At 41.1% G+C, this 13,249-nt stretch carries 13 protein-coding genes and 1 pseudogene; 8 read left to right on the forward strand and 6 right to left on the reverse strand.

Features of this window, described 5'->3' with window-relative positions; all coding sequences use genetic code 11:
- Both ATH1_RS18625 and ATH1_RS21330 read right to left on the reverse strand, forming a co-directional pair.
- A partial coding sequence (locus ATH1_RS18625; RefSeq protein WP_156062735.1) for a hypothetical protein occupies positions 1 to 518 on the reverse strand: 518 nt, incomplete at its 3' end.
- Entirely contained in the window at positions 511 to 759 is a 249-nt protein-coding gene (locus ATH1_RS21330) for a hypothetical protein (protein ID WP_156062737.1), read from the reverse strand. The genes ATH1_RS18625 and ATH1_RS21330, both read right to left, overlap by 8 nt.
- A 156-nt stretch (positions 760 to 915) precedes the next feature.
- On the opposite strand from ATH1_RS21330, the pseudogene ATH1_RS22675 reads away from it, so the two are divergent.
- From ATH1_RS22675 to ATH1_RS0100030, 6 genes and pseudogenes are all read left to right on the forward strand, one after another.
- Positions 916 to 1,097 (forward strand): annotated as a pseudogene (locus ATH1_RS22675) (hypothetical protein).
- Between the two features lie 244 nt (positions 1,098 to 1,341).
- Positions 1,342 to 2,061: a 4-hydroxy-tetrahydrodipicolinate reductase gene (gene dapB / locus ATH1_RS0100010; RefSeq protein WP_010415824.1), complete on the forward strand. Its 720-nt coding sequence runs from the start codon at positions 1,342 to 1,344 to the stop codon at positions 2,059 to 2,061.
- A 26-nt stretch (positions 2,062 to 2,087) separates the two neighbouring features.
- Entirely contained in the window at positions 2,088 to 3,521 is a 1,434-nt protein-coding gene (gene lepB, locus ATH1_RS0100015) for a signal peptidase I (protein WP_010415826.1), read from the forward strand.
- Positions 3,521 to 4,702 carry a signal peptidase I gene (lepB, locus tag ATH1_RS0100020; RefSeq protein WP_010415828.1) on the forward strand — a complete coding sequence of 394 codons (1,182 nt, stop codon included), beginning with the start codon at positions 3,521 to 3,523 and terminating at the stop codon, positions 4,700 to 4,702. The genes lepB (ATH1_RS0100015) and lepB (ATH1_RS0100020) overlap by 1 nt, the downstream gene beginning before the upstream one ends.
- A 67-nt stretch (positions 4,703 to 4,769) precedes the next feature.
- Positions 4,770 to 5,072 (forward strand): LapA family protein, encoded by a 303-nt coding sequence (locus ATH1_RS0100025; RefSeq protein ID WP_010415831.1) that lies wholly within the window; start codon positions 4,770 to 4,772, stop codon positions 5,070 to 5,072.
- A 313-nt stretch (positions 5,073 to 5,385) separates the two neighbouring features.
- Positions 5,386 to 6,024, forward strand: a complete 639-nt coding sequence (locus tag ATH1_RS0100030; protein WP_010415833.1) for a WbqC family protein — start codon at positions 5,386 to 5,388, stop codon at positions 6,022 to 6,024.
- A 28-nt stretch (positions 6,025 to 6,052) separates the two neighbouring features.
- Here ATH1_RS0100030 and ATH1_RS18630 read toward each other — a convergent pair whose 3' ends face one another.
- Genes ATH1_RS18630 through ATH1_RS0100040 form a run of 3 tightly spaced genes read right to left on the reverse strand, consistent with a single transcriptional unit; the run spans position 6,053 to position 7,314 of the window.
- Positions 6,053 to 6,370, reverse strand: coding sequence for an NUDIX domain-containing protein (locus ATH1_RS18630; protein ID WP_010415837.1), 318 nt, complete (start codon positions 6,368 to 6,370; stop codon positions 6,053 to 6,055).
- Positions 6,333 to 6,503, reverse strand: a complete 171-nt coding sequence (locus tag ATH1_RS22040; protein WP_245531670.1) for an NUDIX hydrolase — start codon at positions 6,501 to 6,503, stop codon at positions 6,333 to 6,335. The genes ATH1_RS18630 and ATH1_RS22040 overlap by 38 nt, the downstream gene beginning before the upstream one ends.
- A gap of 40 nt (positions 6,504 to 6,543) precedes the next feature.
- Positions 6,544 to 7,314 carry an NlpC/P60 family protein gene (locus tag ATH1_RS0100040; protein WP_010415843.1) on the reverse strand — a complete coding sequence of 257 codons (771 nt, stop codon included), beginning with the start codon at positions 7,312 to 7,314 and terminating at the stop codon, positions 6,544 to 6,546.
- Between the two features lie 423 nt (positions 7,315 to 7,737).
- Here ATH1_RS0100040 and ATH1_RS0100045 point away from each other — a divergent pair, with 423 nt between their 5' ends.
- Positions 7,738 to 9,927, forward strand: coding sequence for an HD family phosphohydrolase (locus ATH1_RS0100045; protein ID WP_010415845.1), 2,190 nt, complete (start codon positions 7,738 to 7,740; stop codon positions 9,925 to 9,927).
- A 98-nt stretch (positions 9,928 to 10,025) separates the two neighbouring features.
- On the opposite strand, the gene ATH1_RS0100050 is transcribed toward ATH1_RS0100045, so the two are convergent.
- Positions 10,026 to 11,990, reverse strand: a complete 1,965-nt coding sequence (locus ATH1_RS0100050) for a methyl-accepting chemotaxis protein (protein ID WP_010415848.1) — start codon at positions 11,988 to 11,990, stop codon at positions 10,026 to 10,028.
- A gap of 184 nt (positions 11,991 to 12,174) precedes the next feature.
- Here ATH1_RS0100050 and ATH1_RS0100055 point away from each other — a divergent pair, with 184 nt between their 5' ends.
- Positions 12,175 to 13,191, forward strand: a complete 1,017-nt coding sequence (locus tag ATH1_RS0100055; RefSeq protein WP_010415852.1) for a substrate-binding domain-containing protein — start codon at positions 12,175 to 12,177, stop codon at positions 13,189 to 13,191.
- Positions 13,192 to 13,249: the final 58 nt, after the last annotated feature.

The raw sequence follows: 13,249 nt of genomic DNA on the forward strand, positions 1-13,249 counted from the left end.
TCAAACTCAATATTCACTTTCCCTGTATTTGCATACTGCGAAATACCTCGCGAATAAAAGACATCCTGAAAAGCATGAAAAAATTCCTCTTTCAGTTTTCCGGATGTGATGGCATCATTATCCCTGAATCTGAAGGTTTTAGAAGCCGGATCATATCCGGCAGGATGAGGAAGTGAACCATCCATCTCAAAATTAAACTTTTGATTGTTAGCAACCAACTCGTTGTAAATATACTCATCAGAACAAACTCCTGTCAACTCTTTCAAAGCCTGTTCCAAAAATTTACTCTGAACTGAATCAAGAAGATTATCTTTTACTAATTTGTCGATCAGGGGTGTCTGACTGACTGGGTCATAAGGCAAATACTCACCTCTAGCCAACACATTTCTGTCTGAATCACTATTATTACGGCTTCCTCCTGAAGAAGGCTGTATCGGAGGGGCAAAACTATTTTCAAATTCATAGCGCGTACGGGAATTCTGATAGTAATCCTCGTAATACCATATCGTTTCAGACACAATCCAGCAGTCGCTCCCTGCGTAGGAGGTATAAGCCTGCAAAACTGACATAAGTATTGGTACAGAAAACATATTCTAATTGGGCAAATGCTTTCAAAGCCTTTTCTGATTCTGATTTCCCCGGAACCATCGGTATAAAACCACTTAATATTTCTCCACCCTTGTACTTCCACGCATTCACAAAGCTTTTGGGGGCAATGCCAAAAAGAACAATGGAAACGAGCATGACAAAAATTGTCACAAAAGAACATGTATATAATCAATCATGCGAGTTCCATTCGACCAATAACTTAAGTAAATTATAACGGATGAAAATAAATTTGAAACAGGCTGCTGACTTTTTCAGCAGCCTCTATTCAGCCGTCAGCATAGCACGTAATATCAACTATTAAAACCAATGTATTTTGTTATCTTTGCACTTTTCAGAATTGAGTGCAGTATAAAAAGCCTTTTGACCCCTAAATCCCCTAAAGGGGACTTTTTCAAACTGCTGATTTTTAGCAGTTCCCTTTAGGGGTCAGGGGTAAAAATGGTAAAAATCAGCAGTTTGAAGGCTTTTTATACTGCACTCAGAATTAAAATATAATATGAACCCGGTCTAAAAAGCATTCATAAAATTTTCAGATGGTTAGATTTAAGTAATTGACTGGCTAAAGCTTAACAAACATAAGGCAGAAGTGGTAAATTTGGGAGAGAAAATTTTTTCGTCAAATACAAATTGCTTCCCTGCCTTCAGGTATATATATCTCCAAATCTTAAATCTAATAATCTGACTATTATATCAAAACACTTAACAATTGAGAAACCATAAAAACCTTACAATATGAAAATAGCATTGATTGGATACGGGAAAATGGGAAAGGAGATTGAGAAAATAGCACAATCAAGAGGACACGAGATTGTGGCCCGAATCGATCCGATTGCAACCGGCGAAAGTTTTGAAGACGGCGGTTTTGAGACAGCCGACGTGGCCATCGAATTCACCACTCCCAAAGTGGCTTTTGCCAATTACCGAAAATGCTTTGAATACAATAAACCAGTGGTTTCAGGAACTACCGGGTGGCTCGATAAATTACCCGAAATAAAAAAGGCCTGTAGTGAAGAAGGACAGACGTTTTTCTATGCATCCAATTTCAGTGTCGGGGTTAATATTCTTTTTGAACTGAACCGTTATCTCTCCAGGATAATGAACGATCGTGATGAATACGATGTAGAAATGACTGAAGTTCATCATACACAAAAGCTGGATGCTCCCAGTGGAACAGCCATTTCGCTTGCCGAAGATATAATTGAAAATATTGAGCGTAAGAAACAATGGAAGCTTAATAAGGCCGAAAAGGATACCGATCTTGTCATTAAAGCTGTCCGCGAAGGCCAAGTTCCGGGAATACATACCGTCAAATATGAATCGGATGTGGATGAGATCACCATTCACCACAGTGCTAAATCGCGTAAAGGATTTGCTCTTGGCGCGGTTCTTGCTGCCGAATTTGCTGCTAAAAACAAAGGTTTTCTCGGCATGAAGGACATGTTGAAGTTTTAACGGAATATTGAAAAAATTTTAAATGAATGATTAAACTGAATGATGTATCAAAAGCGAGCTGGATAAAGTTCAGCATTGCTGCCCTGGTATTTGTATTGTGGGTTATATGGATCGGAAATTTCTGGATTCTTCTGGGGCTTCCCGTTATTTTTGATGTTTACATCACGAAAATAGTCCCATGGGGCGCGTGGAAAAAGACAAAAGACGGCAGTAAACCCCCGGCATGGAAAGAGTGGCTGGATGCCCTGATTTTTGCTCTGGTGGCTGTTTACCTTATCAATGTTTTCTTTTTCCAAAACTACAAGATACCTACCTCTTCGCTTGAAAAATCGCTCCTGGTAGGCGATCACCTTTTTGTAAGCAAGATGAGCTACGGGCCCCGAATGCCCATTACGCCGCTCTCATTTCCATTGGTGCAGAATACTTTTCCCCTCATCAATACAAAATCATATTTTGAGAAGCCGCACTGGGACTATAAAAGAATAGCAGGTTTTGGAGAAGTAGAACGTGGTGATATCGTTGTTTTCAATTTTCCCGCAGGTGATACAGTTGCTTATCTGAGGCCAAACCCGGCCTATTTTAACATCATTCGTGAAATTGGTCAGAGCCTGATGAGGCGAAATGGAAACTTAGCAACCGGTAACATAAGTGAATACGAATTGCGGCAAAAAGAACGCACTCTTGGAGCCGAATATGTAAAACAAAATCCTGATGAATTCGGAGAAGTCCTGTACCGGCCGGTAGACCGTCGTGACAATTACGTGAAAAGATGCGTTGCGCTTCCGGGCGACACCTTCGAAATCCGTCACAACAGGTTATACATCAACGGTGAAATGTTTGAGGAAGCCGAAGGCGTGCAACACAATTACAGCATCCTTACAAATGGCACTACCCTGAACCACAATTTTTATGAAAGACTCGACATCAGTGATCCCGAACGATACGTTGGGCGAAGCGGACCATATTATTCCCTGCCACTTACCCGTTCCATGTTAGAGAAGGTAAAACAAATGCCCTTTATCGAAGACGTTGAAATTGATGAAGAAAAACCAGACAGTTCCGTTCTTCAGGTATTTCCTTACAGCCGTTATTTTAATTGGAGCAGGGATAATTACGGACCGCTTGTTATCCCCAAAAAAGATGCGACCGTGCAAATATCACCCGAAAATATTCTCCTTTACGAACGCATCATAAGAAATTATGAGGGAAACACACTGGAATTTCGTGACGGAAAGATTATTATAAACGGTGACCCTGCCGACACTTATACCTTTAAGATGGATTATTATTTTATGATGGGTGACAACCGTCACAATTCGGCCGATTCGCGCTATTGGGGGTTTGTTCCGGAAGACCACATTGTCGGAAAACCCATTCTGGTATGGCTTTCACTTGATCAGAACAAATCATTTCCAAGAAATATCAGGTGGAACAGGTTTTTTAAATACGCCGGAAAATAATGTTTCGAACAACTTTAACAATTGTTGTTTCCCTACTGATCATAGCTGTTGGCTGGTGGTTCCGTATAATCCTGATACCATTTGTCTTGCTGATTACCGTCTGGCTATACTGGCATTATCAGGAACCGGTTGATTTATTCCGGAAAAATCTCAAACAAAAACACCCGGATGTCTACCAGATATTTCTGGGGGCTGTTATTCTTGGCACAGGGTTATTGGCTGGAACATTAATTTACCGGTTTGGCTTCGAATTGATTACGGTACCGTCGCCATCAATGGAGAAAGCCATTCAGTCGGGAGATTATATCCTTGTCAACAAGTTAATTCCAGGGCCGCGAAGATTCCCCGAAAAACCGGATAAATACTTCAGAATGGCCGGAATCGGTGAGCTGAAAAGAGGAGATATCATTTTGTTTAATTTTCCCGAAGGAGATACCATCCTTGAAAACCGGCCAGATGAAAGCTATTATTACCTGAAAAGGCATTACAACAATTTCGACAGGCTGAGAAAAATCAGAAACTGGGGAAACCTCCTCCCCCTGGGTGTAAAGGAGAGGCCACGTTTTGTTAAACGTCTCGTTGCCCTCCCCGGCGATACAGTTGAAATTAACACCGGTATTTTACTCATCAACAACAAAACAATAGACATAGCTCCGACTATCATCAAAAAGTTCAGATGGACAGGAGAAAAGGCAACATTTCAGACTGATGTCGACCAGAAATATATCATTAACCATTATCAATATCGTGGCAATATCGTAGCAGAAATGACAACAGGCACTTTCAATAATCTGTCGTCCGAAATAAAATCACGATTCAATCCGGCCCTTCTCGAAAAAAATGTGCCCGATCCGCATACTTTTCCATTTCATACCTCAATGGGATGGAATACCGATTTTATGGGCCCCGTAAAAATCCCCGCCAAAGGTGACACTATCCCTATAAACGAGGACAATTACCACATTTACAAAAGAGCCATACAAGTGTATGAAAAAAACGACCTTAAAAAGACAGACAAGGGTATCTATATTAACGGAAAACGCCAGGACAGTTACTGTTTCAAATTTAATTACTATTGGGTATTGGGTGACAACCGACCACACTCATTCGACAGTCGTTACTGGGGATTGTTACCCGAAAATCATATTATTGGAAAAATTCCGGAAATGTTTGTAAATTGATTTCTATAAACTACTGACTACTGACTAAAAACTACTGACTAAATTACAACCTGTTAAGTTAAAGAATATGAAACGTAAAACTACATTCTCATTCTGGGGCTTTATCATCATTGCCCTTCTGTTGGTCTTGTTTTCCGTGCAAAACGCACAGGAAGTAGGTTTTAAATTTATCACCTGGAAAACACACTTATCACTTTCTGTTCTGCTGATCGTCGCATTTTTGCTGGGACTAATTGCCGGAGCCATTTTCTCGTTCCGAAGAAACCGCTCAATCGGAAAAGCTGAAACAGAAAAAATCCAAAAAGAGCAAACAGAAAAAACAGAAAAAATGGCGGAAAAAGAATTTGATGAACCTGACCATAAAAGCTGACAAACTGTTGAGCTGCTGACGAATTAACCAATTAACGATCCATTAAGAATGAGATTCTTCGCTTCGCTCAGAATGACAAGCAGCTAAGGTTAAGGTTGAGGTTGAGGTTGAGGTTGAGGTTGAGAGTTCACCACAGTTGACGCAGATGAACACAGATTATTTTTATTAACATCAATAAAAATCACATTTTAGTCTGTTTGCTTTTTTAGATTCTCCCCCTTCGTCAGAATGACAAAGGGCCTCTTGTCATTCTGAGGAGATAACGACGAAGAATCTTTCCCAATTACCAATTAAGCTAAAATCTCTCAATAACATGTCCGGACAGATACTAGTTTCTCAGGCCTGCTTCGGGCCTGTTCAATATTTTGTTCATCTTGGGAAAGCCGGTAAAGCAACCATTGAAAAGCATTCAAATTATCAACGTCAAACCTATCGTAATCGCTATCATATTTTGGGAGCCAACGGCCCGCTGACTTTGTCGGTACCTGTAGAAAAAGGTAAAACTGTAAAGGTAAAAGACAGCCAGATAAAAATTGCCTATCACAGCAATTGGCAGGCCAACCATTGGCGTTCTATCGTGTCGGCGTACAATTCATCACCCTTTTTTCAGTTTTACCGTGATGATATTGAACCCTTTTTTTCCAAAAAATACACTTATTTGTTTGATTTTAATCTGGAATCGACCCGTTTACTCTGCGAATTACTTGGAATAGAAACGGAAATTGTAGTGTCCGATGATTTCCTGAAAAACCCGCCTAACGATGTATTAGATTTGCGGGAAGTCATTCATCCTAAAAAGAACTTCAGGAAAGTGGATTCTACATTTATCCCGGTGCCTTACAAACAGGTTTTTGACGAACGGCACGGATTCATTCCCAACCTAAGTATCCTTGACTTATTGTTTAATAAAGGGCCCGAAGCACTATTAGTTCTCAACTCCGGCATAAAATAGAGAAAAAGACCGCTGGTAAAAGTCTCTTTTAATTTCCCATTTCCCATAACTCCAGCCCTTTTTCAATAATCTCATCATGGTCAAAAGCAAGCGGAGGCAAGTTATTCAGGGGGAACCAGCGGGCCTCATCAGCATCATCATACCCGTTAACCAATGCCGTTTGTTCAAGAGATGCAAGGTAAGCAATGGTGATGGTCCGATGACGGGGGTCACGCCCCACTTTCCCAAAAGCGCCTATCTGTTTGAGTGAAATACCATTAAGACCGGTCTCCTCCTCCAACTCGCGATGAGCAGTAACTTCTATATCTTCATCGATGTTGGCAAAGCCGCCCGGCAAGGCCCACATCCCGTTCAAACGGTGGTTTCCCGCGTCTAATCAGCAGAATACTCAGGTTCTCACGCCTGTCTCCTGCTAAAGCAACCACATCTGCAGTGACAGCCGGACGGGGATAATCGTAACAATATTTCTTTTTAGTCATAATTTTAATCAATCTGCTGCATCTCCGGGAGACTTGAAAATCAAATAACACGTTTGATGACTCTCAAATGATGCGAATATTTCCTGGTTTCGGCATTATATATTCCCTGATGGTCAAGAGCATCTATCCTTACAGATCCGCTGGCATGAAGAATACGCCCCTGCCCGAGGCACACACCCACATGTACTATCTCGCCTTCTTCATTGTCGAAAAAAGCCAGATCACCCGATTTCGCCTCCTCCACGAAACTGACAACTTGTCCTGTCTCTATCTGCTGAGAAGCATTTCGTGGCATAAAAATTCCGGCTGTTTTGTATACAACCTGTACCAACCCACTACAATCGATGCCATAGAATGTTTTTCCGCCCCACAAATATGGCGCATTCAACAATCCGCGGGCTACCTCTTCAAGCTCAACTTTACTTTCGGGCATTGTCCCCTGCCAGTAGAATTCCCGGTAACCTATTCTGATGACGTTCCGGTCTTCACCATTAAAAACAACCCGGCTTCCGGCGGTCAGGTACTGTACCGTTGAATCAGACTCCTTTACTACCTTAACAAACGGCCTCTTTACGATGAAACCTTCCGACTTTTCCCACAGTTCTACATCCCTGTCATCAAGCTTTTCAATCAGCTTGTCATCAATCCATCCCTCATAGCCATCGTAACGCAGCCTGACATAGGCCCATTTATTCCTCCGTTCCAAAATATCAAAGCTTTCACCGAAAAGTATCTGAGTCTCCAGCCGGGATGATTCCGACGGTTCTGAGCGAACCGGAATAAATCCATAAGTACAAATTGATCGTGGCATACAACATTTTTTATAAAATAAAACTGGAAATTGATTAATCAAAAAGTAAACCAAAAGCCACTAATAACAAATGAAGGCGATATAAAAAGCATATTTTTGTCAAAATCCAGGCGTTTTAAATTTTTGTGACGAAATTAACCCGTTGTTAATGAGAATTTAATAATTTCCGGCAACAACTGGCCTGACAAAAAGAAACTTTTAGGAGTGAACTTCATAATATATATTTGTACTTTAATACGCGGAATCATATTGTATTGAGTGCGGTATAATAGCCTATTTTTGTCAAAATCCAGGCGTTTTAAATTTTCGTACCGGAGTTAACCCGTTGTTAATGAGCATTTAAAAATATAAAACAACAATGAGTTTGGCAACAAAGATGTTTTTTAGACCGGACTCATTATTTTAATCTGATCTATTGAAGATATGGGAAAAATTTTTTCAACAATAAAAGAAAATTCGGTATCCATTTACAGGGTCTTGATTTTTCTGACTGCAATAGCTATCGTGGTTTATATTCTGCCACGCGAGGGAAAATTTCCATACGAATATTCTAAAGGAAAACCCTGGAAGCACGAAATGTTGATCGCTCCCTTTGACTTCCCGGTATATAAAAGTCAACAGGAGTTGCAGAAAGAAAGAGACAGCATTCTTGCCAATTTCAGACCATATTTTGTTTTTGACACCCTCAAAGGAATAGAACAAATACACAGGGCTCTTTTGGATATTGAAAACAAAAAAGAAGAACTCACTAAAAATTATCCTTTTCTGGAACAACAAACGAAGGGGAATGATTCAACAGTTTGGTACCTTTTGAAAAATACATTGGAACGGGAATTGACATCAGTCTATTCAAAGGGATTGATACATTTGCCCGAAACATACGAAGATGCCGACGATGCCTTTGAGCTTATTCTGATCAGGAACAATTTTGCAGAGCCATCCGGTTTGAGCGAATTTCACAATTATCAAAGAGCCTATCAGCAAATATCTTTGATGTTGTTCCGGCAGTTGCGCGATGCCTCTGATGTGGAAGATATCCGGCTTGACAATCTTATTTCCGATTTACAACTGAATAAATACCTGGAACCGAATATAAAATATGATGCAGAAAGAACCTCGCGTGAAAGGGAAGCTGTCCTGAAGAACATCAGTCTCACCAGCGGGGTTGTATTGTCGGGACAAAAAATTATTGACACCGGTGAGATAGTTGATGAAAAAACAGCAAAAATACTTGACTCCCTTAAAAAGGAATATGAAAGTTCCCTTGGAGGAGGCAGCGGCTATTACTTCATTCTGCTGGGGCAGGTGTTGTTAACTTTTTTGTTTCTCACCATGATTTATCTCTTTTTGTTCTATTTCAGGAGAGATGTATACAACAATCTTCTTTCCATTACCTTCATCCTGCTAATGTTTATTGGAATGCTTTTGCTGGTTCGGTTGTCTCGACTTTTTGAATTTTTCCCGCTGTACATCATCCCTTTCGCCATATTACCCATCATTATCCGTACTTTTTTTGAGTCACGACTTGCATTTTTTATGCATGTTATTACAATTCTGATGGCAGCCTTTTTCACCCGCAACAGTTTTGAATTTGTTTATATGGAGGTGCCCGTCGGACTGATCGCAATATTCAGTCTCTTCAGAATGGTGCGTCGCGAACAATTGGTTCGTACTTCGATCTTTATAGTTCTCACCTATTCTGCATTCTACAGTGCACTGGCTATATTGCAGGAAGGTAACCTTAAAAATATCGATATTTCCTTATACGGACAATTTCTGATCAATGGAGCACTGGTTTTCCTGGCATATCCCCTCATCTACATTTTTGAGAAAGCTTTTGGATTTATATCAGATGTAACACTTGTCGAATTATCAGACACCAACCATCCCCTGCTTCGTCGGCTTGCCGAAAAAGCACCCGGATCATTTCAGCATTCGTTGCAGGTTGGTAATCTGGCACAGGAAGCCGTGTACAAGATTGGTGGCAATCCTCTCCTGGTAAGGGCCGGGGCTATGTATCACGACATCGGGAAGATCGTTTCGCCTATTTTCTTTACCGAAAATCAGAATACCGGTTTTAATCCGCATGCAAACCTCGATCTCGAAAAAAGCGCTCAATCTATTATTCAACACATAGAAAACGGTGTGAAAATAGCCAGAAAACATAAACTACCCGAGCAAATTATTGATTTCATCAGAACACATCAGGGAACCACGAAAGCCAGGTTCTTCTATAATTCATACAAAAACGAACATCCTGGTGAAGAGCCTGATGAAACCAAATTTACTTATCCGGGACCCACTCCTTTCACCAAAGAAACTGCCATTTTAATGATGGCAGATGCCGTGGAAGCAGCATCCAGAAGTCTTAAGACATTCTCGGACGAAGAAATCGAAAAAGTGGTGGAAAATATTATCAACAGCCAGATAGAAGAAAACCAATTTGTAAATGCTCCCATAACATTCCGGGAAATAACCCAGGTGAAAGAAGTTTTCAAACAAAAACTGAAAAACATTTACCATGCACGGATTGAATATCCTGAAGTAAAGTCTGAGGTAAAAACATCCGAACATAATGAACCCCAAACACCACCGGATAAACCCGATGAATAGAGGTATTAACCATTTATTTAATGTAGAGACGCACGGCCGTGCATCTCTACATTAAATAAAATTACATTACACGGTTGCGACCGTGCGACTCAGCAAAATCAATACCGCTCATAATCGTCATCATCCTCCCCAAAATCATTTTCACCAAACTCCTTATCAAAACCTTTTGATGGCTTGTTTCGTGGAACTGAGCCGTCACCGGGAGTCTTACCTTCCGACTGCTGACCGGATTCTTCATTAGCAGTTGTTGCGGATGAAGCAATCTCTTCCTTAGCAATGTCACCGTTTGCTTCATCGCCCTCCTCAAGCCTGAATACAGAAATAGCTCTTTGGAGACGATCGGACAATTTATCAATTCTTTGGGCGGCCGAATTAATTTCTTCCGAGTTGGCAGCATTTCGCTGTGTCACCTGATTCAGTTGCTGTAACGCATTATTAATTTGTTCAACACCCGACAGCTGTTCGAGCGATGCTACAGAAATCTCCTGTATCAGACCAGCAGTTTTTTCAATTTCAGGTGCCAGAGCCAATAACATCTCACGGGCACTACGTGATGAATTAATGGTTTGTCCGGATACTTTATTAATCTCATTGGCAGCTTGTTGACTGCGCTCTGCCAGTTTTCGTACTTCAGCGGCAACCACCGCAAATCCGCGTCCCTCTACGCCTGCTCTGGCAGCCTCTACAGCAGCATTCAATGCCAGAATATTGGTTTGGAAAGCAATATCACCAATGACAGATATCTTGGAGGTAATTTCTTCCAGATATTCAGCAGCTTTTTCCGATATCTGATTGCTTTCATTCATGTCTTTCGCAGCTTTCTGAGCAATCCCTTCAGTTTCTTTGGCATTATCGGTATTTTGCTGGATATTGGCATACATTTCTTCCATTGATGAAGACACTTCTTCGGCCGCCGAAGCCTGCTCATTGGCACCTTCAGCCAGTTCGGTAGATTCGCGCATCAGGCTAGAGCTGGCTTCAACCATCTCCTTCGCACCGTTTCTGATATCAGAAATAATGGTTCGCAGATTATTGACCATATTGTTCAGAGCAATGCTTAAACGACCTACCTCATCTTTCCTGTCTGTATCGAAACGAACAGACAGGTTACCTGCAGAGACCTTCTCAGCCAGCCCGATACCTTCCAGAATCGGATTGGCAATAGAACCCGGCAGATATAATGCAAGCCCGAGCCCCATAAGCAATAAAAGAATAAGCGCAAAGATGATAAGCTGCTGAACGTTGTCAACAATGCGTGCACTCTGATTGCCCATGGCCTTGATGTCGCCCTGCCCCATATCTGATATTGACCGGACATCCCACATGATGCTTTTGGCCATCTCAAAACGCTGAACTTCAGCTATGCGGGCATTCTGATAGCTATCGATAAAAGAATTTGCAGAAGCAATAAATGATTGCATCGTCTGTTTTAAATCCGCCGGAAGATAAACAGAAGAAACCCGTCTGCTAAGAACATCCAAAGCCTCCAATTCTTCATCCAGAGCAACGGCTTCCCGTGAGTAATCTTTGGCCTGAATTTTCCCCCAGATACCAAGGGCTTCATTGATAATCCTTTGATAAGTAATATTTCCCCGATAATCGTCGGCCGCATCTGCAAGCGCCTCTCCCAAACTACGCATCAATTCGCGGTAATTGGCCGCAGTGGATTGGAATGACTGATAATCGTCATATTTAGATGCGTATCGTTCCATTTCTGCCTTCAGAGAATTAAAAATTTCGCTTCTGGGGCCTTCTCCCTCTATCTCTATCAGGTTATTTAACGCCACCATCATTTGGTCGTAATAGCGGTCAAAAACCACATGAAAATACGGAATGGAAGTAAAATCATACGACCGGGTTACTTCAGTCAGTCGTCGCCAGTTTTGATCAACAAGACTGGCCTCGTTAACAGTGGGAATGTACTTTTCGGAAAGGTCTTTTACGCCCTTTCCGATATCAAACAAGCTGTAAAGAGTAAAACCGCCCATCAACAAAGTAAGTAATAATACTCCCGCAAGACTTCCGCGAATTTTTGTACTGATTCGTAAATCTTTCCAATTCATAGTATGTCCGGATATTTAATTATCAAAGCAGTCTTGGATTCCAATAACCGGAATCATGACAAATGCTCATCAAAAGTTTAAAAAAAATCAATCATTTCAAAACAAAGAGTCAAAAAAAACGTAATTTAGCTTGACTCTATCAGGTATTATCTATTAGGTTGTTCATTAATAAAAGTACTAAACTATGATGAAACGATTATTACTATTTATTCTTCCTGTTTCTTTTATACTGATTGCAGGGCTATCGGGTTGCGGAAAAAAAGAACAAATAAAGATGGGATTTCTTTATAGCTCGGATGTAACCATACGTTTTAATAAAGAAAGCAAATTCTTTAAAGAACGTGCCGAGCAACTCGGAGCAGAAGTAATGATTGCCCATGCAAAAGACAATGATGCATTGCAATACGAGAAAGCCATAGAAATGATGGAACAGGACATTGACCTGCTTGCCCTTATTGCTGTCAATGTAAATACAGCCGAAAACATAGTAAAAGAAGCCAAAGCCCGTGATATACCGGTTCTGGCTTACAACCGGCTGGTTTCCAATTGTGAACTTGATGTTTACATTTCGGGAAACAACGAACAACTGGGGAAAGATATGGCCGGTTACGTTGTTCGTCAAAAACCAAAAGGGAATTATGTGATACTTAACGGCGACCGTTTCGACAGAAATGCAGTGGAACTGATGGCCTCAATAGAGGAAACATTGAAACCCCATGTTGAATCAGGTAATGTTAATGTTCTGTACAAAACCTATATCGAAAACTGGAACCCCGACCATGCCGCATTTGAGCTCGATCAGATACTATCATCCTATCCGCAAAAAGTCGATGCCGTTATTTCCTGTTTCGACGGTATGGGTGTAGCCTGTATTGAAGTTCTTGAAAAATACGGGCTGGATGGAGAAGTCATCGTGACAGGCCAGGATGCCCAGATTGAATCATGCCGTCGAATCATTGAAGGAACTCAACACATCACTCTTTACCATCCACTCAGGGACATCGCTTACAAGGCTGCCGAGGTAGCCGTGGACATTGTAAATGGAGTAAAACTGGAAAAGAAATATGATATCAATTATGTGAACAATGGTTATATGGATGTCCCGACAGTTCAGATCAACTCCATCCCGGTAACAAAGGAAAATATCGATGAAGTCCTGATTGAGAGCGGTTTTTACCAACGGTCGGAAATCTATCAGTAAAAAGCTCTTTTTGTAGATTTTTAGATATGTGGTTATTAGGTTATTAGGTTATTAGGTT

This window comes from Anaerophaga thermohalophila DSM 12881 (assembly GCF_000191885.1).
GTDB lineage: Bacteria > Bacteroidota > Bacteroidia > Bacteroidales > Marinilabiliaceae > Anaerophaga > Anaerophaga thermohalophila.

Bases quoted from the DNA above. Each gene is read 5' to 3' on its own strand.
- dapB (WP_010415824.1), top strand. From the start codon at position 1,342: ATGAAAATAGCATTGATTGGATACGGGAAAATGGGAAAGGAGATTGAG.
- lepB (WP_010415826.1), top strand. From the start codon at position 2,088: ATGATTAAACTGAATGATGTATCAAAAGCGAGCTGGATAAAGTTCAGC.
- lepB (WP_010415828.1), top strand. From the start codon at position 3,521: ATGTTTCGAACAACTTTAACAATTGTTGTTTCCCTACTGATCATAGCT.
- ATH1_RS0100025 (WP_010415831.1), top strand. From the start codon at position 4,770: ATGAAACGTAAAACTACATTCTCATTCTGGGGCTTTATCATCATTGCC.
- ATH1_RS0100030 (WP_010415833.1), top strand. From the start codon at position 5,386: ATGTCCGGACAGATACTAGTTTCTCAGGCCTGCTTCGGGCCTGTTCAA.
- ATH1_RS18630 (WP_010415837.1), bottom strand. From the start codon at position 6,370: ATGTGGGCCTTGCCGGGCGGCTTTGCCAACATCGATGAAGATATAGAA.
- ATH1_RS22040 (WP_245531670.1), bottom strand. From the start codon at position 6,503: ATGACTAAAAAGAAATATTGTTACGATTATCCCCGTCCGGCTGTCACT.
- ATH1_RS0100040 (WP_010415843.1), bottom strand. From the start codon at position 7,314: ATGCCACGATCAATTTGTACTTATGGATTTATTCCGGTTCGCTCAGAA.
- ATH1_RS0100045 (WP_010415845.1), top strand. From the start codon at position 7,738: ATGGGAAAAATTTTTTCAACAATAAAAGAAAATTCGGTATCCATTTAC.
- ATH1_RS0100050 (WP_010415848.1), bottom strand. From the start codon at position 11,990: ATGAATTGGAAAGATTTACGAATCAGTACAAAAATTCGCGGAAGTCTT.
- ATH1_RS0100055 (WP_010415852.1), top strand. From the start codon at position 12,175: ATGATGAAACGATTATTACTATTTATTCTTCCTGTTTCTTTTATACTG.